Origin of the sequence: Paraburkholderia graminis C4D1M (assembly GCF_000172415.1) — a bacterium.
Lineage (GTDB): Bacteria > Pseudomonadota > Gammaproteobacteria > Burkholderiales > Burkholderiaceae > Paraburkholderia > Paraburkholderia graminis.
Window position 1 is genome coordinate 114,470 of the sequence record NZ_ABLD01000011.1, and the last position, 24,873, is coordinate 139,342.

Sequence of the window (24,873 nt, forward strand, 5' to 3'; positions counted from 1 at the left end):
ACGAATGACATGGAGAAGAATCGACGAAAGCCGCGAAGAAATTTTTGAACGCGCAACGCGCACTCGGAAATAGCATGTCTGCTTTCGACGGTCTCGCGGATTAGGCCGACGTTGGTTCGACCTCTTACCCCGGCAATAAGCCGACTGCCCTGTAAGTGCCGATCAAGGTGTCGAACAAGGCAATGTCCGCCCGCCCGCGCGCCATCAACTGAGCTCCCGCGACTGCGGCGTAAATCGCGCACGCGCGTTCGCGGCTCCCCTCGCCGGTGACGACGCCAGACGCCTCCAGCGACCGACGGAGCCAGGCCACGTTGACGTCAGCGAAGGCCTGCACTTCCTTTTTGACCGCTTCAGGCAGATCGTCGTATTCCGCGGCCATAAAGCTGCTCAGGCACATGCGGTTGTCGCACTCCAAAGACCGGCGAAACGTCTCCGGGTATCGACGCAAACTGACGAGCGGATCGCCTGATGCCGCCGAGAGTTCTTCCAGCGCAGCGGCCGCGTCCTCGTAGTAGCGTCGCGCGACTGCCGCCGCGAGGTCCGCCTTGCTCGCGAAGTGATGGTAAATGCTGGCAGCTTTAATGCCGACATCCTGCGCCAGGTCCCGAATATTGAGCCCGGTATAGCCGTGCGCCTGCGCCATTCTTGTCGCAGCAGCAAGGATGCGGTCCCCTGAGCCGGTGACGGCTGCAATGGTCACGACGGTCTCCTCAAAAGTTGTTGACCTGACGCATTGTATCGCCTAAAGTTGCCCCTAACAAACGTTAGGTAGGCAACCCACATGTCGCATCGCAAGAGCGGCATTTTTTTGATAATCGTTGCCTAACTACTGTTAGGTAGTCTCATCAGTTTTGACTCAATCCGTCCCACAAGCGCCAGGGAAAAACCATGACCTCCGAACTCCTTTACCTCGATGCCACCCGACTGGCCGAACTGATCCGCACACGCGAAGTCTCGCCCGTCGAGGTCGTGAAGGCACACCTTGACCGCATCGACGCGGTCGATCCGAAAATCAATGCGATCGTGACGGTCGCGGACGATGCGCTGGAAGCCGCCAGGGCCGCCGAAACGGCAGTGCTGTCGGGCAAGGCGTTGGGGCCGCTGCACGGAGTGCCCTTCACCGCAAAAGATTCGATCGACACGGCGGGCGTGGCTACGCAACGTGGCTCGCCCATCTTTAAAGGACGCGTTCCTGACGCCGACGCAACTAGCGTGGCCCGGCTGAAAAATGCAGGCGGCATCCTTCTCGCAAAAACGAACTTGCCCGAATTCTCGTACTGGATCGAAAGCGACAATCTGCTCAGTGGCCGATCGAATAATCCGTGGGATCTGGAGCGCACTCCGGGCGGCTCCAGCGGCGGCGAATCGGCGGCCATCGCAGCGGGTATGTCGCCGCTGGGGCTCGGCACCGATCTGGCGATCTCTGTGCGCGGACCCGCTGCGCAGACAGGCATCGTGTCGCTAAAGGCGACTCACGGACGCGTGCCCATGACAGGGATCTGGCCGCGCGCCCCACGCCGCTTCTGGCACGTGGGTCCGATGGCTCGCAGCATCCGCGACCTGGCGCTCGCGTTCTCGCAGTTGTCCGGTCCCGATGGGCACGACGCTTTTGCAAGCAGTACCGTCCCGTTCGATGCCGGCGTGGGCCGCTCACCAGACCGTCCGCTGCGAGTGGGCTGGATGGTTGAACCGGGCTTCGGGCCCGTCGATCCGCAAGTCGCGGCAACGGTGCAGGCGGCGGCGGAAGCGCTCAAAAGTTTGGGGCTAGTGGTGGAGCCTGTACGCATTCCTGCCCTCGAGCGTGACTTCGCTCTCGACGTATTCAACCGCCTGCACGTCATGGAAATGAAGCCGGCCTTTGCGGAAGTGACAGCAGGCCGCGCTGAGGACGAACTCTACAAGATGGCCAAGACGATGCTGGCGCTGCCCGACACTTCGATGAGGGACTACATCGACGCTGAACAGGCGGCCGAGCGTCTGCGAGACGGATACGCCGAATACTTCCGGAATTACGACGCGCTGATTACGCATGTGCTTCCGATCCCGGCTCACAAGCACGGCGTGGACACGTTCTCGATCAACGGCCACACAGTGGATGCCACCTATCTGCAGGGCGCAACTGTGCCGTTGAACGTCACGGGCTTGCCTGGCATCTCGATGCGCTTCGGCACGAGCAAGGAGGGCCTGCCGATCAACGTACAGATTGTCGGGAGTTGGCAGGCTGAGTCAACCATTCTTCACGTGGCGTCACTGCTCGAATCGGTCAGCCCTGTGCGCGATCTACATCCGCATATTTGAGCCTTCAGCTCTGCGCAAACCGACCATCGCCGCCCTGGATCAAGCGATCAAAGCGGCAAAAGTTTAGACTTCGCATCTGGCCGCAAACATGTACGACGCGCTCGACGGCCCGCAGCAGATCGAGAAATCGGCCTCGCCGATTTGCCTGCCTGAAGCGCGTTCGCCGATGTGCTAAAACCTGCGTGGTCGCTCAACGAACTACTGCTCAAACTGCGGCGCGGCATGGGGCCAACCCGCACTAACTACACTGACTATTGAAACGGGACGATGATGACGATGTCAGAAAATCCAACGATCGCCCTGGTTGGGCCGGGAGCAATCGGCACGACCGTAGCGGCGGCGCTTCATGAAGTCGGACGCACGCCGGCCATTTTCGGCCGCTCGGCGCACGAACAGCTGGAACTGCGCTTCGACGGCGGCCGCATCGCGGTGCCGGGACCTGTGCGCACCAATCCGGCCGAAGTCGACAACACGTTCGACCTGGTTTTTGTCGCGGTGAAGTCAACGCAAATCGACGCAACAGCGCCGTGGCTCTCCGCGTTGTGCAACAAGAACACCGTGGTCTGCGTGCTGCAAAACGGCGTCGAACAGAAAGCGCTTGTCGCGCCGCATGTGCCCGGCAGCCCAGTCTTACCCTCGGTGGTTTGGTTTCCTGCTCAACGCGAACCGGACGCCTCTGTCTGGCTACGCGGCAAAGCTCGCATTACGTTGCCGGACACGCCGGAAACCAGCCTTGTCCTTGCGGCATTGAGTGGCACACGGTGTTCGGTCGACGTAGCAGCCGATTTCACATCCGTCGCGTGGCGCAAGCTTTTGCAAAATGCTGTCGCAGGTTTAATGGTTCTGGCGGGCCGCCGTGCCGGCATGTACTCACGAGCCGATATCGCCGGCCTGGCTCTCGCCTACTTGCAGGAATGTCTCGAGGTTGCCCGTGCGGAAGGCGCGACACTCGGCGACGAAGTCCCGCAAGAAATCGTCGATGCATTTCGTGGTTATCCGGCCGACCTGGGCACTTCGATCCTCGCCGACCGGGAGGCTGGCCGCCCGCTCGAATGGGACAGCCGCAACGGCGTCGTGCAGCGACGTGCCCGGTCTCACGGTATCGCCACACCGATCAGCGATCTGGTCGTGCCGCTCCTCGCGGCCGCGAGCGACGGACCGGGCTAATACTTCCACGAAGGATGTGACGGCGCGACGCGCCCACTCTCGGACTCATCCGCCAAACAGGTTGTGCCGGATCTGCTTCAAATGTCCGGTCAGCAATTCGCACGCGAGGTCGGCGTCGCGGTCGCGCAGCGCATCGACGATCGCGCGATGCTGCGCCTCATACTCGGCGCGCCGCTCGGCCGTCAGCGACTTGCGTTTGAGCCGGCCCCACTCGCCCTGCTCGCGCACTTCGTTGGTCAGTTCGAGCACGCGCAGAAAAAAGCTGTTGTGCGTGGCCAGCGCGAATGTCTTATGCAATTCGCCGTCCCACTTCTCGAACTCTTCGATGCTCTGCGCGGCTTCGGAACGCTCGATGCATTCGACCATCCGCGCGAAATCGGCCGCGGTCGCATAACGCACGATCAAGCCGGGCATCAGCGGTTCGATCAGCAAACGCGCTTCCATCAGCTCGGCGGGACTGGTCTGCACGACCTCTTGTGAGCTATGCATGACCTGCGCGTTCTGCGCTTCCACACGCACCGCCGCTGCGGCGACGTCCTTCTGCGGCAGCACGAAAGTGCCGCTTCCCACCACCTGCGTGATGAACCCGCGCCCCTTCAGATCGGCCAGCACGCGCCGCACCGCCCCGCGTGACGCGCCGAATTCCTCGCTCAATTCGCGCTCGGCGGGAAGCTTGACGCCCTCTCGCAAACGCCCGGTGCGGATGGCCTCTTCCAGATAGCTCGCAAGCGCACGCGCGCCCTCCGCTCTCACAGAAATCTTGCCGGTCTCAACGTCGCCCATGACTTTCTTCCTTGCCGGTGAAGCCTCTTGCATAGAACCAATTGGTACTTACTTTTGGTTAACCCTGGTTGGTTGTGGTCGCATTTGGTCCTACAGTGACACAAATTCTCACCAACTGGACCTAGATTAAAGGCTCGACATGAAATTGGCAAATTTGCTGGTAAACGGCGCGAAAACCGTTGCTGTGGTAGATCCAGAACGGCAACAGTATTGGCCCGTAGCGGAATTGAGCGACGGCTTTCGCGGCGATATGATCCAATTGGTACATGACTATTCGTCGATCAGGAGCGCGCTGGTGCCGAAGCACGACGGCCGACCCTTGAGCGGCGTCACGGTTCTGGCGCCGATCGACCAGCCGCGTCGCAACATCTTCTGCGTGGGCAAGAACTATCACGACCATGCGGAAGAGTTCAGCAAATCCGGCTTCGACAAAAGCGCCCAGGCCGGCGAACACATTCCCGAAGCACCGGTCGTCTTCACCAAACCCGCGACGACGGTGATCGGCCCAGGCGACAAGATTCCGCGTCACGCCGCAGTCACGCAGCAACTCGACTACGAGGTTGAGATCGGCGTGGTGATCGGCAAAGCGGGCCGCGGTATTCGCAAGCAGGATGCACTCGCGCACGTGTTCGGCTACACGCTGATCAACGACATGACCGCGCGCGATCTGCAAAAGCTGCATCGCCAATGGTTCCTCGGCAAATCGCTCGACGGCTTTTGCCCGATGGGCCCGTATCTCGTCACCGCCGACGAACTCGACGCCAACGACATCGACGTGCGCTGCTGGGTCAACGGCGAGCTGCGTCAATCGTCGAACTCGCGGCATCTGATTTTCGACATCCCCACGCTGATCGAAACCATTTCGGCCGGCATCGAACTGCAACCGGGCGACGTGATTGCAACCGGCACGCCGGCGGGCGTCGGCATCGGTTTCAATCCGCCGCGCTTCCTGCAATCCGGCGACGTCGTGCGGATGGAAATTCCGCGCGTCGGCGTCCTTGAAAACGAGGTGGCATAAATGGCAACAACTCTGGTCCAGGGTCTTTACATCGAAACGCAAGGCGACGGCGCGCCCGTCGTGTGCATTCACGGTCTCGGCGGCTCGTCGAATAACTGGACGCCGGTGCTCGGCGCATTCGAAGGCAAGCGGGTAATTCGCATCGACCTTCCTGGCAGCGCGCGCTCGGAACTGCCGGCGCAGAAGCTGTCGATCGACGGCTACGTGGACGTGATCGCCGCCGCGCTGCGCGAGATGAAGATCGAACAGGCGGACGTGGTCGCGCATTCAATGGGCACCATCGTCGCGCAGCATCTTGCGATCAGACATCCGCAACTGGTGAAAAGCCTCGCGCTGTTCGGGCCGCTGCTCGCGCCGCCCGATGCCGGCCGCGAGGGCATGCGTCAGCGCGCGGCGCTCGCACGCGACAAGGGCGTCGCGGGCTTGCAGGAAATCGCCGATGCGATCGTCAAAGGCGCGACGAGCGACGAGACCAAGGCTCAGCGCCCCGTCACCCTCGCGCTGGTGCGCGAGAGCGTGATGCGCCAGTCGCCGGAAGGCTACGCGCAAAGCTGCGAAGCGTTGGCTGGCGCACAGGCCGCGCCGGTCGAACAGATCAAGGTGCCCACATTGCTCGTCACCGGCGATCAGGACGGCGTGGGCAAGCCCGAAGCCGTGCAGGCGATGGGCGAGCGCATCGCGGGCGCGAAGGTAGTCGTGCTGAGCGGCTGCGGACACTGGACGACGTTCGAAAAGCCCGCGGAATCGCAGGCTCAATTGCAGGCGTTCTACAGCGCCGCCCGCTGATAAAGAAGTGACCGACAAGGCCCAAGCGGGTGATACGTCTTTAGCGAAACATAACCCTTAGGGCGAGATGCGCGCCAGTCGCAGTCCGCCCGCCTGGAGGAGACACATGAGCTCGATCGTATTCACGAACGTAACGGTTTTCGATGGCAGCGGCGCGCAACCCTTCAAAGGCGAAGTGCTCGTCGAAGGTCAACGCATCGCCAAGGTAGGACGCGAAGGCGAGCCGGTCAGCGCGCCGCACGCGCAACGCATCGACGGCAAGGGCGCGTTCCTGATGCCCGGCATGACGGAGGCGCACACGCATTTCTCATGGAACGATCAGCCTTCGTTGTCGGCGATTCAGTTCATGCCGCCGGAAGAACACATGCTGTGGTGCGTGCGCGTCGCCAAACGCTATCTGGAGATGGGCTGGACTTCGGCGCTCGGCGCGGCGGCCGCGAAGCCGCGGCTCGATGTCGTGCTACGCAACGCGGTCAACGCAGGCGAATTCCCCGGCCCGCGTTATCTGGCCGGCAGCCAGGAGATCACGATACTCGGCGGCCTCGCCGACAACACCCTGCCGCACATGCCGTTCAAGGAACTGAACTTCGGCGCGGTGGTAAGCGGTCCCGAAGAGATGCGCGCCACCACGCGCATGTTCGTCAAGTACGGGGTCGATCATCTGAAGATCAATCTGTCCGGCGAGTACATTGCCGGGATTTCGGCGGAATCGTCGCCATTCTCGGAAGAAGAAATCGCCATGCTCGCCGCCGAGGCCAAACGCGCAGGCAAGCGCGTCGCCGCGCATGCGCGTTCGAGCGAGTCGGTCAAGCAATGCGTGCGTCACGGACTGGAACTGATCTTCCACGCAAGCTTCGCGGACGAAGAAGCGCTCGACATGCTCGAAGCGAACAAGGACAAGCACTTCGTCGCGCCGGGAATCGGCTGGCTGATCAGCACGCTGTATCACGCGGAACCGTGGGGCATCAGCGAAGCGGCCGCCACGCAAATGGGCTATAAACGCGAGCTCGAAACCGCGGCGATCACGCTGCAGAAGATGCACAAGCGCGGCATCCGCATCCTGCCCGGCGGCGACTACGGCTTCGCATGGATGCCGCACGGCACGAATGCGCGGGACCTCGAATACTTCGTGAAGTACATCGGCATGACGCCGATGGAAGTGCTGTTGGCGGCCACCCGATATGGCGGTGAACTGATGATGCGGCCGCATGAACTCGGCCAGATTCGCGAGGGATATCTGGCTGACATCCTGCTCGTCAATGGCGATCCGCTGAAGGACCTGGCCGTGCTGCAGGACCCGCAAAAAATCACGCTCGTGATGAAGGACGGCGAGATCTTCAAGACCTCGCACGACGTCGTACCGCCGCGCGGCGAACTGCATGCGGGCGCGCCGTTGCCGGCCGATGCCGGCGTCGCGCAGACGACTCACGCGCCGGTTCACTGAGCGGCGCGGACTTCGGCGCGGCGGCGGGCCCATCAAAACAGCAACCCCTGTTCACGGGACGGGAGACAGCATGAAATCGCTTGCTCTGCTCGCCGCTTGCGCGGCGAGCTTCGTGTGCGCGTCGGCCTGGGCCGCCGCGCCGGATATCGGTTTATCGAACGGTTATTTCGGAACCGAATGGCGCAACCAGATGGTCGACGGCGCGAAGGAACAGTTTCAGACCTACAAGTCCAAGGGTCTCGCGGGCAATCTCGTGATCCAGCAATCGGGGACGAATACGGGCCAGCAGATCCAGGACATGCGCAACATGATCCGCCAGAAAACCGGCGCGATCATGGTCGACGCGAATTCGGCCACCGCGCTAAACGGCGTGATTTCCGAAGCGCAGCGTAGCAAGATTCCTGTTGTTTCGTTCGATCAGGCCGTGTCGAACAAATACGCGGTGAACGTCACCGTCGATCACTACAAGTGGGGGCAGCGCTACGCCGAGTGGATCGTGCAGCAATTGAACGGCAAGGGTAACGTCGTGGTCCTCGACGGCATTCCCGGTCATCCGGCAGCCGAAGCGCGCAAGAAAGCGGCGCTCGACACCTTCGCGAAGTATCCCGGCATCAAGGTCGTGTGGTCCGGTTATGGCGAATGGGACGAAGCGAAGGCGCAGGCGGTGATGGCAACGGTGATCGCCGCGCAACCGAAAATCGACGCGGTCTTTACCGAAGACGCGATGGCGCTCGGCGTGCTGCGTGCGTTCGAGAACGCGAACCGGCGCGTCGCGGTGATGACCGGCGAAGCGCAGAAAGGCTTCCTCCAGGAATGGAAGAAGCAGCGCGACGCGGGCAATCCGATGAAGGTGTTCGTGCAGGTGAATCCGCCCGACATCAGCCGGACCGCGCTCGGCATCGCAGTGCGGCTCGCGCAGGGCCACAAGCTCAAGCCGCTGCCGGACAACACCTACTACTTCCCGATCACGAAGACGGTCACCGCCGACACGCTCGACGCCACGCTTGCGTCGATGAACGGCAAGCCCGATAGCTATTTTCTGGGGCAATGGCTGAGCGAGCCGGAGCTCGACGCGCTCTTCACGCCCTGACGGAACGCGCATGCCTTTACTGACTGCCACAGGAATCACGCGGCGCTATGGCGGCGTGGTCGCGCTCGATAACGTCAGCATCGAAGTGAATGCCGGTGAAGTGCTCGGTTTGCTCGGCGCGAACGGCTCCGGCAAGTCGACGCTGTCGAGCATTCTTGCCGGCGACAATCGGCCCGACGCGGGCACGCTTTCGCTCGACTCGCATCGTCTGCCGCCCGGCGAGCCGCGTGCGGCTCGCGCGGCGGGCATTGCGATCGCGCATCAGCATCCGGGGCTCGCACCCGATCTGCCGGTCTGGGAGAACGTGTTTCTCGGCGCGGAAATGTGCCGGCGTGGGCGCTTTCTCAATCGCACGGCGGCAAGGCGGCGCGCGGCGCAGTTGCTCTCGAGCCTGCGTGCCGGCTGGAACCTGGACCTTCCCGCGGGGCAACTCTCTGTCGCGGATCAGCAGCTCGTTGAAATAGCCAAGGCGCTGGCGCTCGAACCGCGCGTGCTGATCTTCGACGAACCGACGGCTGCGCTCGCCGCCGCCGAAGTCGAGAGCCTGATGCGCGTGATCCGCGCACTGGCCGCGCGCGGCACAGCGATCGTGTTCATCTCGCATCGAATGGCGGAAATTCAGGCGCTGTGCGATCGCGTGATGGTGTTGTGCAACGGAAGGCATGCCGGCGAAATTCCGGTGCAAGGCAAGCTCGACGAAGCGCGCGTGCTTGCGTGGATGGGCGGCGCCGCTGACGTGGATATGCACGGTGAAAGTGCGGCCGCTCGCCGGCATTCGCAACACAGTCCGCGCATGAGTGCCGTGATTACAGCTAGCGCGCCCAACGACATCAGCCCTATCGCGTTGAGCGCGCGTGGCCTGCGCGCCGGCGCCCGCCTGCGCGGCGTGGAGTTCGAATTGCGGCAAGGCGAAATACTCGGCGTGGCCGGACTGCAAGGACACGGCCAGGAAGAATTGCTCGATGCGCTCGCCGGATATCGCAAGCTCGATGATGGCGAGATAACGCTCGACGGTGCACCGATCGCTGTCCGCTCGCCGCGTGAGATGATCGACGCGGGCGTGTGTCTGGTGCCGAACGATCGGCATCGGCAGGGACTGTGGCTCGATCATTCGGTCGAGTTCAATCTCGCGCAAGTGGCGGCCAATTTTCAGCGCGAGCCGTGGCGTTTGCGAAGTGCTTCCATTCGCCAGTTGGTCGATTTTGCCGTGAAGCGTCTGCGGATCAAGACGTCCGACGCGCGACAACCGGTGCGTGCGCTGTCGGGCGGCAATCAGCAAAAGGTCGTGATAGGCCGCTGGCTCGATCGCCGAATCAAGGTGCTGCTGCTGAGCGATCCGACCAAGGGCGTCGATGTGATCGCGCGCAAGGAGATCTACGAAGCGATCGGCGCGCTGACCGAAGCGGGCGCGGCCGCGATCGTCTACGCATCCGACACCGATGAACTGCTCGCCGTTTGCGACCGCCTGATCGTGATGTACGAAGGCCGCGTGGTCGCGCAACTCGAAGGACCCGACATGAACGAAGCCCGCGTCATGAGCGCGCTGTTCGGCAGGAGCGCCGCATGAAAGCCGGCCTGACCGAACGACTTCAGCCTGCGCGCGAGCAGCCCGTCCACGGTTTGCGTCAATGCATTCACGCGATCACGTCACGCAACAGCAGTGCGTTGCCGGGCGTCGCGATGCTGCTGATCGTGCTGGCCTGCAATGCGTTTCTTCAGCCCGATTTCTTCAGCGCCGATTCGCTGTCGAGCAACCTGCAAACGCGGCGCCCGTGATTCTCGTCTGCATGGCGCAGGCGGTGATCGTGCTGCTCGGCGAGCTGGATCTTTCAGTGGGGTCCGGGATCTCGCTGATCAATTGCGTGCTCGCCGCGGTGCCGTCGCTCACCGGCTGGGGCACGGCGGCGACCTGCGTCGCGGCGCTTGTCATCGCGGTTGCGGCGGGTGTCTGCAACGGCTTGCTGGTCGGCTACCTGCGGCAAAGCGCGCTGATCGCGACGTTCGCCACCGGCGCGATCTGGTTCGGCGGCGCCCTGCTGCTGATGCCGCAGCCCGGCGGCGCAGTGCCGGAAATACTCGGCGAGTGGTTTGCGATGCGCGTCGGCGTGTTTCCGCTTGCGGCCATTCCGGTGCTCGCGGCGTGCGCGTTGTGGGCGCTGCTGCAACGTCATCGCTTCGGACGCCGATTGATCGCGACCGGCAGTTCGGCGGATGCGGTGTTCAAGTCCGGCGTCGATACGCGGCTTGTCAAGCTGCTCGGCTATGTGCTCGCGTGGCTGTTCGTGTTCGGCGCGGCGCTTTGCATCTCCGCGCAAACCTCGTCGGGCGATGCGCGCCTCGGCTTGCCGTACACGTTGAATTCGGTGGCAGCGGTCGTGATCGGCGGGATTTCGCTCGCGGGCGGACGCGGCTCGATGCTCGGCGCGATCTGCGGCGCGCTGGTGCTCGTGCTGATCGGCAACGTCGTCTACTTCGCGGGCATTCCGAGCAACTATCAGGAAGTGTTCAAGGGCGCGGTGATTCTGCTCGCGCTCGGTTGCACTTTCATCGGCGCGAGGAAACCGGCATGAGCGCGACGCTGACTTCCCGGCGCATGTTGCTGCTGGTGCTCGTCGTTCTCGTGATGGTCGGCGGACAGTGGGCGGTGCCCGGCTTTACGAACGCGGACCAGTTGGGCAACCAGTTGAAGATTGCCACTTTCCTCGGCCTCTTCGGCATCTCGCAGACGCTCGCGATGATGGCCGGCGGCCAGGGGCTCGACCTCTCGGTCGGCGCGGTCGCGACGTTGGGCGGGATCATCGGCGCGGCGGTGATCAATGTGGGGCCAGCGGGTTTGCCCGTTGGCTTGCCGCTCGCGTTTTTTGCGGCGGCGTTGTGCGGCGCGGTGGTCGGTGTGATCAACGGTTGCGGGATCACGGTGTTCAAAGTGCCGCCGCTGGTGATGACGCTCGCAATGGCGAGTCTGGTCGACGGCGGTTTGATCGTGTGGTCGTCGCTCATGCATGTGAATACCGCGGCCAGTGCGACGCTCGTTGCGCTCGCCGGACGTAGCGTGGCAGGCGTACCGACCGTCGCCGTGTTGTGGCTCGTCGCCGGCACTGCGGTCTGGTGGTTTCTGGATCGCTCCGCATGGGGACGCCGCCTGATGGCGACCGGCGCGAATCCCACCGCCGCCCTGCTCACCGGCACTCGCGTGCGAGCGGTGCGCATCGCGGCTTATACGGCGAGCGCGATGATTGCCGCGCTGACCGGCGTGCTGCTGGTGGGCTACGTCGGCCAGGCGTTTCTCGGACTCGGCAGCGGCTATGTGCTGACGAGTGTCGTGGTGGCGGTGATCGGCGGCGTCTCGCTGGGCGGCGGACGCGGCGATTACATCGCGGTGGCGATTGCCGCGCTGTTCATCACCGCGCTGACCAGTTTGCTGACCGCGCTGCAGATCGGCGAGGCCGGACGTCAGTGCATCTTCGGCGCAACGCTGATCGTGTTTCTGACGATGAACGGCTGGTCGGTCGGACGTCGGGCGATGGCGGCTTGATGCGGGCATCGTCCTGCGGGCGATGCAGCGGTTTTCTACGGCCAATACCACATCCATCACCGCGGCGTTTGGAGAAACCGGCGCACACATTTAAGGCACGTAGGGTCGCTCACAACCATTCACCGAACCAGGCCGCGCCGCAGCCGAAACCAGGACTAAAAAGCGCGCGAAAAAAAACCCGCCGGGTGGAGTGGCCGGCGAGCCCTTAGATCCAAACCTCGGTGACAAGTCCGGAGAGTTCGGAAGGATAACGAACTAGGGTGACTGGATCAACCGCTTGGTCCTGCCACTACGCTCCCCTTGTTATGAAACGGTCAACGAGACAGCGCGCGCTATCCTGTCGACGACGCTTGCCGCCCCCGACGCTGCGGAAAGCCCGCGTCACGCGATCGGGCCTTGCCCCTTGGGCGCAACGCTCAATCCCTTCGACTCATGCCTTCGCGAACTGCAGACCGCCGAAATTCTGGATCGTCGGAATCTCGACCTTCGTGTACGTGTCGATCTGCGTGACCGGTGCGACGACGATAGCAGGGCTGGCGAAGCCGCCGCCATAGGCAGCATTGAAGTTGCCGAAGTTGAAGTTGCTGCCGCCGCGTACAGCGCACAGGGCCTTGGCGGAGAGGTGTTCGGTATGGGCGATGTCTTTGATGGTGAGCGAGGTCATGGTAGGTCTCCTGGAGCTGTTTCTCTGTTTCGGTTTGGAAGTACGGTCGGCGTGCCGTCAGGGAGAGCGCTGCTCTCCCTGACGCTTAACTCACGCCTTGGCGAACTGGAAGCCGCCGAAGTTCTGGATCGTCGGGATCTCGACCTTCGTGTACGTGTCGGTCTGCGTGACCGGTGCCACGACGACGCCCGGGCTGGCGAAGCCGCCGCCATAAGCAGCATTGAGGTTGCCGGCGTTGTAGTTGCTGCCGCCGCGTACAGCGGACAGAGCCTTGGCGGACAGGTCTTCGGTGCGGGCGATGTCTTTGATGGTCAGTGAGGTCATGGTAAGTCTCCTGAGATGTTTCTCTGTTTCGGGTTGGAAGTACGTTTGGCGAGCTAGGGGGAGAGCGCCACTCTCCCCGGCGCTTAACTCACGCCTTCGCGAACTGGAAGCCGCCGAAATTCTGGATCGTCGGGATCTCGACCTTCGTGTACGTGTCGGTCTGCGTGACCGGTGCCGCGACGACGCCCGGGCTGGCGAAGCCGCCGCCATAAGCAGCGTTGAGGTTGCCGAGGTTGTAGTTGCTGCCGCCGCGTACAGCGGACAGAGCCTTGGCGGACAGGTCTTCGGTGTGGGCGATGTCTTTGATGGTGAGCGAGGTCATGGTAAGTCTCCTGAGATGTTTCTCTGTTTCGGGTTTGGAAGTACGGTTCGGCAAGCAAAGGGAGAGCGCCGCTCTCCCCGGCGCTTAACTCACGCCTTGGCGAACTGCAGGCCGCCGAAGTTCATGATCGTCGGGATCTCGACCTTCGTGTACGTGTCGGTCTGCGTGACCGGTGCGACGACGACGCCCGGGCTGGCGAAGCCGCCGCCATAAGCGGCATTGACGTTGCCGACGTTGTAGTTGCTGCCGCCGCGTACAGCGGACAGAGCCTTGGCGGACAGGTCTTCGGAATGGGCGATGTCTTTGATGATCAGCGAGGTCATGGTAAATCTCCTGTGAGGGTCTTCAGTCTGGAAGGAAGAGCACTATTCGTTGCGCTCACAGGGGTATTTGCACAGGGTATGCCAGGCTTAATCGCGCAAGGCGGATATAGGCATCCAAGCCGCTGAAAACAAAGGGGAATTAAAAATTTACCAGCAGGCTTTTCAAGCGCTTTCGGTATGCGACGGGGAGAAAGGTGTCGTGCCGTAGCAAACAGGTTTTTGAGGACTGTCTGCGTTGCGAAAACAGCGGCGGGGTTTTGGTAATTCGCGACGCACCCGGTGGTGTGCGCATATCGTTCGTGCGACGTGACACGGCGCGCTTGCCGTCTTGCTTATTCCTTGCTCTCAGGAAACATACATCCGCCATTGCGGATCAGCGCCTTCACATCTTCGCTCACCTGCATGGGGTTTCGATTTAATCGGGCAACGAACTCCTTGCAGCGCCGCACGTACGACTTCGAATCGTGCTTCGCGCTCCAAACGACTATGTTAAGCACGACGGGAATGAGGTCCAGGCCCTTCTCGGTCAGCGTGTAAAAGTCCTTCCGCCTGTCGTCGGCACTGGGTGCCCTCGAGAGAATTCCTTGCTCCTCAAGAAACGCAAGGCGCGAAGCAAGGACATTGGTCGCGATTCCCTCCTCCGATCTCAGGAACTCGCCATACGTCTTCTTGCCGGCAAAGACGATGTCGCGAATGATCAGGAGCGACCACCGGTCGCCGAAAACCTCCACGCCGTAGTTCACTGCGCAATGGGACCGAATGTCTTCTTTAGATGTCGTCTTCATGGATGTCGTCTTCATCGCTCGATATTAACATCGCTTGCATAACGCAAGTAATTTGCGCCGTTTACTTGTTTTTTGCAAGCAATGTGTTTAGCATGGTTGTTCGGGAGTACGAGCAGCACCCAACAAACCAGGAGGCTGCATATGAGCACTATCAGCATCATCGGCACAGGCGGCATGGCCGCAGCGATCGGCGGCCTCGCCGCGAAGGCGGGCCACACCGTCGAGGTGACGAGTCGCGACGCCGTCAAGGTGCGGACGCTCGCCGCGCAGATCGGAGCCGGCGCGACGACGGGCGCGTTCGGCGCCGCCCCGGCCGGGGACATTGTCATCCTGGCGGTTCCCTACTCCGCCGTTCTCGACGTGGTGAAGCAGTACGGCGAAGGGCTGGCAGGCAAGGTTCTTGTCGACATCACGAATCCGGTCGCCTCCGATCACACGAGCTTCGTGACCCCTGGAGACAGTTTCGGCGCGAAGGAGATCACTAAGGCCGCCCCTGCCGATGCGAAAGTCGTCAAGGCGTTCAACACCCAGTTCTCCCACGTCCTCGCGGCCGGTCCCGTCCCGGGCCACGCATTGGATGTGTTCATCGCCGGAGACGACGCGCACGCGAAGGCACGCGTCTCGGCGTTCATCGAGAGCCTCGGACTGCGTCCAATGGATACCGGGCCATTGCCAATGGCTAGGTCACTGGAGCACGCGTGCCTGCTGTCGCTGGGCCTCCTCGCCCACTCGGTCAAGCACACGAACTTCTCAATCGGCGTCAGCCTTCCCGGCTGAGTGCACCGGTATCACCGCTTCCCGCATCACATTACTGATAAGGAACATTCACATGCAGGTTTTCGTCACCGGCGGGACCGGCCATTCCGGCCCGTACATCATCTCCGACCTCATCGCCGCAGGCCATCAGGTCACAGCCCTCGCTCGTTCGGACAAGGCGGCGGCTGCGGTGTCCGCACTTGGCGCGAAGCCGCGTCTCGGTAGCCTCGAGGATCTCGACGGCCTTAAAGAAGCGGCCGCCGCCGCCGACGGCGTCATCCATGTCGCGCACCGGCAAGACCTGATTCCGGTCGGCGGGATCAACGCCGTGGCCGATGCGGAGCTTCAGATCATGCTCGCATATGGCGAGGCGCTGGCCGGAACCGGAAAGCCGCTGGTCTCATCGGGAAGCATCGGCTCGCCCGGCTGGGACAACCTGGGCCGGCCGGCCACCGAGGAGGATCCGCCTCTTCCCGGCGGCGATCCCTACAGGAACACCTTGCGGGTCCGTAACATCGTGGAAACTACCGTAATCGGACTCGCGGAAAAAGGCGTGCGGTCTTCAGTCGTTCGGATTCCTGAAATCATGCACAGCGCGACCGATAATGCCGGCTTCCTTCCGCTGCTAATCGGGCTGGCGAAGGAAAAGGGTGTCGTCGGTTACCCCGGAGACGGTGCGAACAGGTGGGCCGCCGTGCACACGCGCGACGTCGCCACCGTGTTCCGCCTGGCGCTTGAGAAAGGCGCCGCCGGCAGAAGCTGGCACGCGGTTGCAGAGGGGAGCATTGCGTACCGCGAGATCGCCGAGGCCATCGGCAGTCGCTTGAATCTGCCCGCCGTACCCATTCCCGCGGACGTGCTGATGCTGCCTGGGTACTTCGGATTCCTTGCAAATCTGGTCACACTGGATACACCGGCGTCGAATGCGATCACGCGCGAGACGCTCGGCTGGACACCAACGCAGCCCGGCCTGTTTGCCGATATGGACAATGGTCACTACTTCCCTGCCGGCTGAGTTGAGCGGACGGCAAGAACTCCCCCATCGCGCCGAGCCCGTCACGGAGTAGCAGGAAGGTGACGCAAGTGGCTCGGCGCACACGGAAAACATCATGGGCGAAGCCTCGTACAGATCACGGGCATACCCCAACTCAGAAGGATATTTGACATGAGCACGATTAGCATCATTGGCGCAGGAACCATGGCCACGGCCGTCGCCGGCCGTATCGCCAAGGCAGGACATACCGTCGAGGTCCTGAACCGCGACCCAGCCAAAGCGCGGGCGCTGGCCGATAAGCTCTCAGCGGGAGTGACCACGGGGACTTACGCCGCCGCGCCGACAGGCGATATCGTCATCCTCGCCGTGCCGTACGGCAGTGCGGCGGCGGTCGTCGCCGATTACGGAAACGCGCTCGAAGGCAAGGTGATCATCGACATCACCAATCCGGTCGCCCCGGACCTTTCCGGCCTCGTCACCCCGCACGGCAGTTCCGGCGCGCAGGAGATCGCCAAGGGTCTTCCCGCCACCGCACACGTCGTAAAGGCGTTCAACACCGTCTTTGGCCACGTACTGGCCAAAAACGGACGCCTCGACGCGTTCATCGCAGCCGACGATGCACAGGCCAAGGCGCGCGTCTCGACCTTGATCGAGAGTCTCGGACTGCGTCCGTTGGATGTGGGTGGCCTGCACATGGCCGCGACGCTCGAGGCGCTCGGTCTGATGATGATCGGCCTCGCGAAAAACGGCGCCGGCACATGGGATATCGCGTTGAACGTCGAGATTGGCTGAATCACCGGCGCGACGTCCTCCGGCGGCTTTTCGGCCACATGAAACAGAAACGGAGAATTTCAATGAGCACGCAAGAGAATGTCCAGATTGTGAAGGATTTTTTTGCAGCAATGGGCCGCGGCGATAAGCAGGGCCTGCTCGCGATTTCCGCCGAAGACATAGAGTGGATCATTCCGGGCGAGTGGCCACTGGCCGGCACCCATCGCGGACACGCGGGGTTGGCAGATTTGCTTGAGAAGGCTTCCGACACGGTTGAAACGTCATACCCAGCCCCTTTCGAATTCGTCGCGCAGGGCGACCGGGTTCTGGTCGTCGGCTTCGCCACGGGCAGAGTCAAAGCGACGAACAGGACGTTCGACGACGATTGGGTCTTCGCCATTACCGTTCGAAATGGCAAGGTGACGAACATCCGCGAGTACATCGACACACTTGCACTGGCACGGGCCTGCGATCTTTGAAGCTGAAGGTCCCGCAGCTTGCGACATGCCCGCCCGCCGCGAATCCGGACCCGGCGCTCATGGCGCCGTAGATGGCGTCCTATCGACAAGCGTGCGGCGCCCCACCTCCAGGATCTCGTCGGCGAAGGCGGGATCGGCGCTCACGACCGCACGCGACAACACGAGTGCGCCGACCATCTGACTGAACGCCGCAATGGCATCGTGACGGCTCTGCTTCGCCGTTGCGCCTTCCGCGGAAATCATGGCTTCAAGCCGGCGGAGATACGCCGCCAGGCCGCGCGTGTAGGACGCGCGCGCCGCGTCGCTCATACGGGGCACGTCGCCCGCGAACCCGGACAGCGGACAGCCGGCCTCGATGTTGCCGCGGTGCCGCGTCGACAGGTAGCGCGCCGCCTGCTTTGCCAGGCTCCCGGCGTTCGGCGAATCTGCATAGTCTTCCATCGCCTTTTCCATCACCGCGGCGACCAGCGCGTCTTTCGACTTGAAATGGTTGTAGAAGCCGCCCTGTGTAAAACCGGCTTCCTTCATCAACTCCGCGAGCCCCACAGCGTCGACCCCGCGCGCGCGGAACAGCCGCTCGGCGGCCGCGACGATCGCGCTGCGGTTCTCGGCGGCCTGCTGTCGTGACACACCCATCGATTCCTCCTTTGTTCAGGCGATCGCATCGATTAATAAACACAATGTCGATCACCATTGACACGCCCGTGTTGCGTCGACACAATGCGTCTTAAGACGATGGCGATCGACATTGAGATAAGTTTAGCCGACTTTGGCCCATGACGCGAAGCGACGCGGGACAAGGTGCAAACGGCAATGTGGGTCATGCCGTCTTTGATGCCGATGTTTCATCCGATTGTTTTCACCCGATTTCTTGCGCCCGGCGAGCCCGCGCGCCGGCGATCAACCCCAGGAAAGGATGCGTCATGAAAATCGAAGGTTCTGTTGTTTTGGTGACGGGCGCGAACCGCGGGCTTGGCCTCGAGTTCGCGAGACAGGCGCTCGAACGAGGCGCGCGCAAGGTCTATGCGGGCGCGCGCGATCCGGCCAGCGTGACGCTGCCGGGCGTCGTGCCTCTCAAGCTGGACGTGACTGATCCGGCGGCTGTGGCCGCTGCCGCGGAAGCCGCGCGCGACGTCACGCTGCTGATCAACAACGCGGGCATTGCGCGGTTCAGCAGCCTGACCGACGACGGCGCGCTCGACGTGTTGCGCGATCACTTCGAAACCAACGTCTTCGGGATGCTCGCGATGTCGCGCGCGTTCGCGGGCCACCTCGCCGGCAACGGCGGCGGCGCGATTCTGAACGTGCTGTCGGTCGCGAGCTGGATCAACCGGCCGATCCTTTCCGGCTACGGCGTGTCGAAGTCGGCCGCGTGGGCGGTGACCAACGGCCTGCGTCATTCGCTGCGCGAGCAGCGCACACAGGTTGTCGGGCTGCATGCCGGCTTCATCGACACCGATCTGACGCGCGGGCTTGAAGTGCCGAAGGCGACACCGGCCGACGTCGTGCGTCAGGCATTCGACGCGATCGAGGCCGGCGCGGAGGAAGTGTCCACCGACGAGTTCACGCGAGAGGTGAAAGCCGCGCTGTCCGCGGGCGTCTATCTGAACGAGCCGGCTCCTCGCTGACGGCGTCGCGGCGTTCACCCGAAACCGAGCGCGGCTATCAACCCGCGCTCAGTTCCTGCTGCCGCCGCAATCGCGCATCTTCCTCAAGACGCGTCTCTTCGAGTTCCTGAAGCACGCCATCGAGATCCACCGGTCGCGTGTCGACTTCGATGCGGCCGGTCAGTTCGATATCGACATGCAGCTGCCCCGATTCGAACAGCGTCCAGATCTCCGCGCCATAACTCGCGGTGAGAATTTGCGGCGCAAACCGTCCGAAGTATGCGGCCAGGTTGTCGACGTCCCGCTTGAGCATCGAGGCGGCTTCGTTGTTGCCGGCGGCGTCGACGGCCTGCGGCAGATCGATGATCACCGGGCCGTCCGCTGCGAGCAGGATGTTGTATTCCGACAGATCGCCGTGAATCATGCCTGCGCAGAGCATGCGGACAACCTGGTTCAGCAGCAGCGCGTGCAGTTCGAGGGCGCGGGCTTCGGTCATATCGACGTCGTTAAGCCGCGGCGCGACGTCGCCCATCTCGTCGATCACCAGCTCCATCAGCAACACGCCGTCGGTGCAAATATAGGGTTGCGGCACGCGCACGCCTGCCGCGGCGAGCCGGAACAGTGCGTCGACTTCAGCGTTCTGCCATGACGCTTCCTGCATCTGACGGCCGTAGCGCGTGCCTTTTTCCATCGCCCGCGCCTGCCGGCTGTTCTTGACCTTGCGGCCGTCCCGATACGACGCGGCTTGCCGAAAGCTTCGCTGCTTCGCGTCCTTGTAGACCTTTGCGCAACGCGTCGATTCGCCGCTGCGCACGACGTAGACCGTTGCCTCCTTGCCGCTCATCAACTGGCCGATGACTTCGTCGATGAGCCCTTCTTCGAGAAGCGGGGCAAGCCGTTTAGGTATTTTCATGCGACCGCCGACTGCAGCTCGACGAACGTGGATTCCGCACGAGTGGAGGGTGAATGGACCGGGCCGATGAAACGCGCAGCCGGTGCCGCTGCGCGCAAGCTTACTGCTGTGGGGATGAATTGAGTCATGCCGGATTATACGGGGGCCGCGGATAAGCCGATTTAAATTCCCCGGCGACTGCTCCTTCGACCCTGCTGCTTCCCCCGCCGCGCCTTTATGTATCTCAACGTAGCCACGTCCGACAGCGATACGCACGCTTACAAACAACCGACTTCCGGACACAAGCGAGATACGTCCGTCCGCTCAAATACGCCCATCGCGAGCAAACACCGCTCCGCAAACTGAAGGTGGTGCATATGCAGCATAAGTGGAACGAACCCGTTGAATCCGACCGCACCGCGCGTGAAGTGCCGAGCAGACAGATCGCGCGCAGTTGTTTGCTGACGCGCGCCCGGCAGATCTCCCGTTTCCTCACTTCGATCTACGACGACGCGTTGCGCCCGTTCGGCATTGTTGCTTCGCAGTTCTCATTGCTCGTGATGATCGCGGAGTTCGGGCCGATGAGCCGCTCGGATCTGGGCCGACGCAATTATCACGAGCGCTCGACGCTGACACGGAACCTGCAACCGCTGATCGCCCAGGGCTGGGTTGCCGAAGGCGCGCCAGGCAGCGATGGTCGCAGCCGCCCTCTTTCGCTCACGCACGAAGGCAACGCGCTGCTCACGAATGCCGCTAACGCGTGGGCCGCGGCGCAGAGCCACGCGACGCGCGTCCTCGGCGAGGGCGGCGCACATGGCCTCATGAATATCGCGCAGCAATTGCCGCCGCGCATCGTTTGAAGTTTTTCGGTCGATGTTGCATGTGCAAGATCGACCAACGCCTCGCACCCTTCCCCGCATCAAGGAGTTCGTCATGAAAGTTGTCAAAGCCGCCGCCGTCCAGTTCAGTCCGGTGCTTTATAGCCGTGAAGCCACCGTCGCGAAAGTGGTGCAGAAGATCCACGAACTGGGCCTGAAAGGCGTGCAGTTCGCCACTTTTCCCGAAACGGTCGTGCCTTATTACCCTTACTTTGCGGCAGTCCAGACCGGCATCGAACTTCTTTCGGGATCCGAACATTTGCGTCTGCTCGAGCAGGCTGTGACTGTGCCGTCCGCTGCGACTGACGCGATCGGCAAGGCCGCGCGAGAGGCAGGCATGGTCGTGTCGATTGGCGTCAATGAGCGCGATGGCGGCACGCTGTACAACACACAATTGCTCTTCGATGCTGACGGTACGCTGATCCAGCGCCGCCGCAAGATCACGCCGACGCATTTCGAACGCATGATCTGGGGCCAGGGAGATGGCTCGGGCTTGCGTGCAGTCGACAGCGCCGTCGGCCGCATCGGCCAGCTCGCATGCTTCGAACACAACAACCCGCTCGCCCGCTACGCAATGATCGCCGACGGCGAGCAGATCCATTCGGCGATGTACCCCGGCTCTGCCTTTGGCGAGGGGTTTGCGCAGCGCATGGAAATCAATATCCGCCAGCATGCGCTCGAGTCCGGCGCATTCGTCGTCAACGCGACGGCATGGCTCGACGCCGACCAGCAGGCGCAGATCATGAAGGACACCGGTTGTGGAATCGGTCCGATCTCGGGTGGCTGCTTCACCACCATCGTCTCGCCTGACGGCATGTTGATGGCCGAACCGCTCCGCTCGGGAGAAGGCGAGGTGATCGTCGATCTCGACTTCGCGCAAATCGACCGCCGCAAGATGCTGATGGACGCGGCCGGCCACTACAACCGCCCCGAATTACTCAGTCTGATGATTGACCGCACGCCGACCGCGCATGTTCACGAACGCGCTCCGCACTCGTTGCCTGTCAGTGACAAGGCTGACGACGATGTGCGCACGCAGGCGGCCGCTGTTGCAGGTTCGCGCTGACCAGAGGATGCTGGTTCGCAAATTTCAAATGATGTGTGTATTCGTGAGGCCGCACGCCGCCGACTTCACCGCAACACAACACGCTGATCAAGCAGGAGACAATCTCATGTCACAAGACACGCCCCAATCCTCATCCCGCCGCCACTTCGTCAGTGCGGCCGCCGCAGCCCTGGCTGCCGGTTCGCTCAGCCGGCTTGCTTTCGCGGACACCAGCCCGGCAATCGGCAGGATCACCGAACCCGCGAACGGCGACAAGTCCGCAATTCGCCCGTTTCGCGTTGAAGTGCCCGAGGCACAACTCGTCGACATGCGCCGCCGTATCAAGGCGACCCGCTGGCCTGATCGCGAGACCGTGCCCGACGAGTCACAAGGCATTCAGCTCGCCATGATTCAGACGCTTGCGCAATACTGGTCGACCGGCTACGACTGGCGCAAATGCGAAGCACGGCTCAATTCGTATCCGCAGTTCATCACGGAGATCGACGGGCTCGATATTCATTTCCTTCATATCCGCTCGAAGCACGAGAACGCAATGCCGCTGATCGTGACGCACGGCTGGCCCGGCTCGATCATCGAACAGTTCAAGATCATCGACCCGCTCGTCAATCCGACTGCGTACGGCGCACCGGCTTCGGATGCATTCCACCTCGTGATTCCGTCGTTGCCCGGCTACGGCTTTTCGGCACGGCCCACAACGACCGGCTGGGGTCCGGAGCGCACCGCCCGTGCGTGGGTCACGTTGATGAAAAGGCTCGGCTACGAGCGCTTTGCATCGCAGGGCGGCGATCTTGGCGGCATCGTCACCAACATCATGGCGAAACAGGCGCCGCCCGAACTGATCGGCATTCATGTGAACTTCCCGGCGGCCGTTCCGGCTGAGATCCTCAAATCGCTGGCGGCCGGCGATCCGATACCTCAAGGCTTATCGGACGAGGAGAAGCACGCTTATGACCAGTTGAGCGCGAACTTCAAGAAGAAGCGGGGCTACGCGGTCGAAATGGGCACGCGGCCACAGACGCTCTATGGACTTGCCGACTCGCCCGTTGCGCTGGCGTCCTGGCTGCTGGATCACGGCGATGGCTACGGCCAGCCCGCAGCGGCGCTGAGCGCGGCCGTGCTCGGGCATCCCGTCAATGGACATTCCGCAGGCGCGCTGACGCGGGACGACATTCTCGACGACATCACGCTTTACTGGATCACCAATACAGGTGTGTCGGCTTCGCGGTTCTACTGGGAGTCGCACGCGAATTTCTTCCTTGCGGCCGACGTCAACGTGCCTGCCGCAGTGAGCGCTTTTCCGGGAGAAAACTACCAGGCGCCGAAGAGCTGGACCGAAAAGGCCTATCACAATCTGATGTACTTCAACAAACCCGAAACCGGCGGGCACTTCGCGGCATGGGAAGAACCGATCATCTTCGCGAATGAAGTGCGAGCGGGGTTAAGGCCATTGCGTGCGTAAAGCGCGAAACGCTCCGACCCGCATGCGTTGGAGCACTCATTGCAGGAGAGTCACCATGTATTTTTCAGCATCATCAGCGCCCGCGCGGCGCACGCTTGCTGCGTTTGTCGCAGCCTCTTTGGGCCTTACGCTAGCGACGGCTTTCAGCTCTGCGTACGCGGTTCCAACACCGGATGTACTTCCGGCAACACAGCATGCAAGCGTCCAGGACGAGTCCATCCGTCCGTTTGCACCGGTTCATGTGCCGCAGGTCGCGATCGACGACCTGCGCAGGCGTATCGCCGCCACGCAATGGCCGGAAAAAGAGACCGTGGCGGACTCGTCACAGGGCGTGCAGCTTGAGACGATGCAGAAACTCGCGCGCTATTGGGCAACGGATTACGACTGGCGTAAAGCGGAAGGGGCGCTCAATGCGTTACCGCAATTCGTGACGACCATTGACGGCGTGGACATCCATTTCATCCATGTTCGATCGAAGAACCCGAATGCGCTTCCATTGATCATCAATCATGGCTGGCCCGGCTCGGTGCTGGAACAGGTCAAGCTCATCGGGCCACTGACCGACCCCGTCGCGTATGGCGGAAAAGCCGACGATTCGTTTGACGTCGTCATCCCGTCGATGCCCGGCTACGGTTTCTCCGGCAAGCCGACGACGACCGGCTGGGGTCCCGAACACATGGCGCGCGCGTGGGCCGAGTTGATGCGCCGTCTCGGCTATCAGCATTACGTCGCTCAAGGCGGGGACTGGGGTGCGTTCGTCGTCGATCAAATGGGCTTGCAGGCACCTCCGGGGCTGCTCGGCATCCACACCAACATGCCCGCGACAGTTCCTGCGGACATAGACGAGGCGCTAAGAATCGGCGCCCCGGCGCCAGCCGGTATGTCAGCGGATGAGAAACGCGCCTACGGGCAGCTCGCCCAAACGTTCAAGCAAGTGGACTACGCCCGCTTGATGGGCTCGCGCCCGCAGACGCTCTACGGCATTGACGATTCACCCGTCGGCCTGGCGGCCTGGCTACTCGATCACAACGACGCCAATGCTCAACCCGCCGCGGCAGTCGCTGCAGCGCTGAACCGGAGTGCGAGCGCAACAGGCGAACTGACGCGCGACGAAGTTCTCGACAACATCACGCTGTATTGGCTGACTAATACGGGCGTGTCTGCGTCGCGTCTCTATTGGGAATATAAGGGTGGATTCTTCAACGCAAAAGGCGTCAAGGTTCCAGTCGCCGTCAGCGTATTCCCCGGCGAGCAATATCAGGCGCCGCGTAGCTGGACCGAGAAGGCCTACCCTCACCTCATCTATTACCATCAGGCCGAGAAAGGAGGCCATTTTGCAGCGTGGGAGCAGCCGACGATATTTGCTCAGGAACTGAGGGCGGCTTTCCGGTCGCTACGGTAAGTGGCGTGCCCTCTCCCGCCGTCCGCACTC

28 protein-coding genes are annotated in these 24,873 nt (G+C 62.5%); 19 read left to right on the forward strand and 9 right to left on the reverse strand.

Features of this window, described 5'->3' with window-relative positions:
• Nucleotides 1-124: 124 nt before the first annotated feature.
• A complete protein-coding gene (locus BGRAMDRAFT_RS18775) occupies nucleotides 125-700 on the reverse strand; it encodes a TetR/AcrR family transcriptional regulator (protein ID WP_006050387.1) in 576 nt (191 codons plus the stop codon).
• Between the two features lie 188 nt (nucleotides 701-888).
• Between BGRAMDRAFT_RS18775 and BGRAMDRAFT_RS18780 the strand changes: the two genes are divergently transcribed.
• Together BGRAMDRAFT_RS18780 and BGRAMDRAFT_RS18785 are read left to right on the forward strand one after the other, a co-directional pair.
• A complete protein-coding gene (locus tag BGRAMDRAFT_RS18780) occupies nucleotides 889-2,298 on the forward strand; it encodes an amidase (RefSeq protein WP_006050388.1) in 1,410 nt (469 codons plus the stop codon).
• A gap of 270 nt (nucleotides 2,299-2,568) precedes the next feature.
• On the forward strand, nucleotides 2,569-3,465 hold the full coding sequence (locus BGRAMDRAFT_RS18785; RefSeq protein WP_006050389.1) for an oxidoreductase: 897 nt from the start codon (nucleotides 2,569-2,571) through the stop codon (nucleotides 3,463-3,465).
• Nucleotides 3,466-3,510: 45 nt separating this feature from the next.
• Here the strand turns inward: BGRAMDRAFT_RS18785 and BGRAMDRAFT_RS18790 are convergent, their stop codons facing one another.
• Nucleotides 3,511-4,248: a FadR/GntR family transcriptional regulator gene (locus BGRAMDRAFT_RS18790; RefSeq protein WP_006050390.1), complete on the reverse strand. Its 738-nt coding sequence runs from the start codon at nucleotides 4,246-4,248 to the stop codon at nucleotides 3,511-3,513.
• 139 nt (nucleotides 4,249-4,387) lie between these two features.
• Here BGRAMDRAFT_RS18790 and BGRAMDRAFT_RS18795 point away from each other — a divergent pair, with 139 nt between their 5' ends.
• The 8 genes from BGRAMDRAFT_RS18795 (at nucleotide 4,388) to BGRAMDRAFT_RS18830 (ending at nucleotide 12,121) form a co-directional block, all read left to right on the forward strand.
• Entirely contained in the window at nucleotides 4,388-5,266 is an 879-nt protein-coding gene (locus BGRAMDRAFT_RS18795; RefSeq protein WP_006050391.1) for a fumarylacetoacetate hydrolase family protein, read from the forward strand.
• Nucleotides 5,267-6,052: an alpha/beta fold hydrolase gene (locus BGRAMDRAFT_RS18800; protein WP_006050392.1), complete on the forward strand. Its 786-nt coding sequence runs from the start codon at nucleotides 5,267-5,269 to the stop codon at nucleotides 6,050-6,052. It begins immediately after the preceding gene.
• Nucleotides 6,053-6,158: 106 nt separating this feature from the next.
• Complete coding sequence (locus BGRAMDRAFT_RS18805; RefSeq protein ID WP_006050393.1) at nucleotides 6,159-7,496, forward strand: metal-dependent hydrolase family protein; 1,338 nt, start codon at nucleotides 6,159-6,161, stop codon at nucleotides 7,494-7,496.
• A gap of 70 nt (nucleotides 7,497-7,566) precedes the next feature.
• A complete protein-coding gene (locus BGRAMDRAFT_RS18810) occupies nucleotides 7,567-8,586 on the forward strand; it encodes an ABC transporter substrate-binding protein (protein ID WP_006050394.1) in 1,020 nt (339 codons plus the stop codon).
• Between the two features lie 10 nt (nucleotides 8,587-8,596).
• Nucleotides 8,597-10,153, forward strand: coding sequence for a sugar ABC transporter ATP-binding protein (locus BGRAMDRAFT_RS18815; RefSeq protein WP_006050395.1), 1,557 nt, complete (start codon nucleotides 8,597-8,599; stop codon nucleotides 10,151-10,153).
• Complete coding sequence (locus BGRAMDRAFT_RS34575; protein ID WP_006050396.1) at nucleotides 10,150-10,362, forward strand: hypothetical protein; 213 nt, start codon at nucleotides 10,150-10,152, stop codon at nucleotides 10,360-10,362. The genes BGRAMDRAFT_RS18815 and BGRAMDRAFT_RS34575 overlap by 4 nt, the downstream gene beginning before the upstream one ends.
• Nucleotides 10,359-11,156, forward strand: coding sequence for an ABC transporter permease (locus BGRAMDRAFT_RS18825; RefSeq protein ID WP_044021371.1), 798 nt, complete (start codon nucleotides 10,359-10,361; stop codon nucleotides 11,154-11,156). The genes BGRAMDRAFT_RS34575 and BGRAMDRAFT_RS18825 overlap by 4 nt, the downstream gene beginning before the upstream one ends.
• Nucleotides 11,153-12,121 carry an ABC transporter permease gene (locus BGRAMDRAFT_RS18830; RefSeq protein ID WP_006050398.1) on the forward strand — a complete coding sequence of 323 codons (969 nt, stop codon included), beginning with the start codon at nucleotides 11,153-11,155 and terminating at the stop codon, nucleotides 12,119-12,121. The genes BGRAMDRAFT_RS18825 and BGRAMDRAFT_RS18830 overlap by 4 nt, the downstream gene beginning before the upstream one ends.
• A gap of 430 nt (nucleotides 12,122-12,551) precedes the next feature.
• Here BGRAMDRAFT_RS18830 and BGRAMDRAFT_RS18835 read toward each other — a convergent pair whose 3' ends face one another.
• The 5 genes from BGRAMDRAFT_RS18835 to BGRAMDRAFT_RS18855 all read right to left on the reverse strand — a co-directional run bounded on the left by BGRAMDRAFT_RS18835 (nucleotide 12,552) and on the right by BGRAMDRAFT_RS18855 (nucleotide 14,539).
• Nucleotides 12,552-12,785 carry a hypothetical protein gene (locus BGRAMDRAFT_RS18835; protein ID WP_006050399.1) on the reverse strand — a complete coding sequence of 78 codons (234 nt, stop codon included), beginning with the start codon at nucleotides 12,783-12,785 and terminating at the stop codon, nucleotides 12,552-12,554.
• Nucleotides 12,786-12,875: 90 nt separating this feature from the next.
• Nucleotides 12,876-13,109 (reverse strand): hypothetical protein, encoded by a 234-nt coding sequence (locus tag BGRAMDRAFT_RS18840; RefSeq protein WP_006050400.1) that lies wholly within the window; start codon nucleotides 13,107-13,109, stop codon nucleotides 12,876-12,878.
• Between the two features lie 88 nt (nucleotides 13,110-13,197).
• Nucleotides 13,198-13,431: a hypothetical protein gene (locus BGRAMDRAFT_RS18845; RefSeq protein WP_006050401.1), complete on the reverse strand. Its 234-nt coding sequence runs from the start codon at nucleotides 13,429-13,431 to the stop codon at nucleotides 13,198-13,200.
• 89 nt (nucleotides 13,432-13,520) lie between these two features.
• Entirely contained in the window at nucleotides 13,521-13,754 is a 234-nt protein-coding gene (locus BGRAMDRAFT_RS18850) for a hypothetical protein (protein ID WP_006050402.1), read from the reverse strand.
• 332 nt (nucleotides 13,755-14,086) lie between these two features.
• On the reverse strand, nucleotides 14,087-14,539 hold the full coding sequence (locus BGRAMDRAFT_RS18855) for a winged helix-turn-helix transcriptional regulator (protein ID WP_006050403.1): 453 nt from the start codon (nucleotides 14,537-14,539) through the stop codon (nucleotides 14,087-14,089).
• Between the two features lie 141 nt (nucleotides 14,540-14,680).
• Here BGRAMDRAFT_RS18855 and BGRAMDRAFT_RS18860 point away from each other — a divergent pair, with 141 nt between their 5' ends.
• The 4 genes from BGRAMDRAFT_RS18860 to BGRAMDRAFT_RS18875 all read left to right on the forward strand — a co-directional run bounded on the left by BGRAMDRAFT_RS18860 (nucleotide 14,681) and on the right by BGRAMDRAFT_RS18875 (nucleotide 17,539).
• Complete coding sequence (locus tag BGRAMDRAFT_RS18860) at nucleotides 14,681-15,316, forward strand: NADPH-dependent F420 reductase (RefSeq protein ID WP_006050404.1); 636 nt, start codon at nucleotides 14,681-14,683, stop codon at nucleotides 15,314-15,316.
• Between the two features lie 52 nt (nucleotides 15,317-15,368).
• Nucleotides 15,369-16,310 carry an SDR family oxidoreductase gene (locus BGRAMDRAFT_RS18865; protein ID WP_006050405.1) on the forward strand — a complete coding sequence of 314 codons (942 nt, stop codon included), beginning with the start codon at nucleotides 15,369-15,371 and terminating at the stop codon, nucleotides 16,308-16,310.
• Nucleotides 16,311-16,460: 150 nt separating this feature from the next.
• A complete protein-coding gene (locus BGRAMDRAFT_RS18870; protein ID WP_006050406.1) occupies nucleotides 16,461-17,081 on the forward strand; it encodes an NADPH-dependent F420 reductase in 621 nt (206 codons plus the stop codon).
• A gap of 62 nt (nucleotides 17,082-17,143) precedes the next feature.
• Entirely contained in the window at nucleotides 17,144-17,539 is a 396-nt protein-coding gene (locus tag BGRAMDRAFT_RS18875) for a nuclear transport factor 2 family protein (protein WP_006050407.1), read from the forward strand.
• A gap of 57 nt (nucleotides 17,540-17,596) precedes the next feature.
• Here the strand turns inward: BGRAMDRAFT_RS18875 and BGRAMDRAFT_RS18880 are convergent, their stop codons facing one another.
• Nucleotides 17,597-18,175, reverse strand: a complete 579-nt coding sequence (locus BGRAMDRAFT_RS18880; protein WP_006050408.1) for a TetR/AcrR family transcriptional regulator — start codon at nucleotides 18,173-18,175, stop codon at nucleotides 17,597-17,599.
• A gap of 287 nt (nucleotides 18,176-18,462) precedes the next feature.
• On the opposite strand from BGRAMDRAFT_RS18880, the gene BGRAMDRAFT_RS18885 reads away from it, so the two are divergent.
• Nucleotides 18,463-19,167, forward strand: coding sequence for an SDR family oxidoreductase (locus BGRAMDRAFT_RS18885; protein WP_006050409.1), 705 nt, complete (start codon nucleotides 18,463-18,465; stop codon nucleotides 19,165-19,167).
• A 37-nt stretch (nucleotides 19,168-19,204) separates the two neighbouring features.
• On the opposite strand, the gene BGRAMDRAFT_RS18890 is transcribed toward BGRAMDRAFT_RS18885, so the two are convergent.
• Nucleotides 19,205-20,059 carry a PA4780 family RIO1-like protein kinase gene (locus tag BGRAMDRAFT_RS18890; protein WP_006050410.1) on the reverse strand — a complete coding sequence of 285 codons (855 nt, stop codon included), beginning with the start codon at nucleotides 20,057-20,059 and terminating at the stop codon, nucleotides 19,205-19,207.
• Between the two features lie 356 nt (nucleotides 20,060-20,415).
• Between BGRAMDRAFT_RS18890 and BGRAMDRAFT_RS18895 the strand changes: the two genes are divergently transcribed.
• The 4 genes from BGRAMDRAFT_RS18895 to BGRAMDRAFT_RS18910 all read left to right on the forward strand — a co-directional run bounded on the left by BGRAMDRAFT_RS18895 (nucleotide 20,416) and on the right by BGRAMDRAFT_RS18910 (nucleotide 24,843).
• Nucleotides 20,416-20,898: a MarR family winged helix-turn-helix transcriptional regulator gene (locus tag BGRAMDRAFT_RS18895; protein ID WP_006050411.1), complete on the forward strand. Its 483-nt coding sequence runs from the start codon at nucleotides 20,416-20,418 to the stop codon at nucleotides 20,896-20,898.
• Between the two features lie 73 nt (nucleotides 20,899-20,971).
• The gene (locus BGRAMDRAFT_RS18900) at nucleotides 20,972-21,982 is read left to right on the forward strand and encodes a carbon-nitrogen hydrolase family protein (RefSeq protein ID WP_006050412.1); all 1,011 of its coding nucleotides are present in this window, start codon (nucleotides 20,972-20,974) and stop codon (nucleotides 21,980-21,982) included.
• A 106-nt stretch (nucleotides 21,983-22,088) separates the two neighbouring features.
• Nucleotides 22,089-23,441: an epoxide hydrolase family protein gene (locus BGRAMDRAFT_RS18905; RefSeq protein WP_006050413.1), complete on the forward strand. Its 1,353-nt coding sequence runs from the start codon at nucleotides 22,089-22,091 to the stop codon at nucleotides 23,439-23,441.
• Between the two features lie 55 nt (nucleotides 23,442-23,496).
• A complete protein-coding gene (locus BGRAMDRAFT_RS18910) occupies nucleotides 23,497-24,843 on the forward strand; it encodes an epoxide hydrolase (RefSeq protein ID WP_006050414.1) in 1,347 nt (448 codons plus the stop codon).
• Nucleotides 24,844-24,873: the final 30 nt, after the last annotated feature.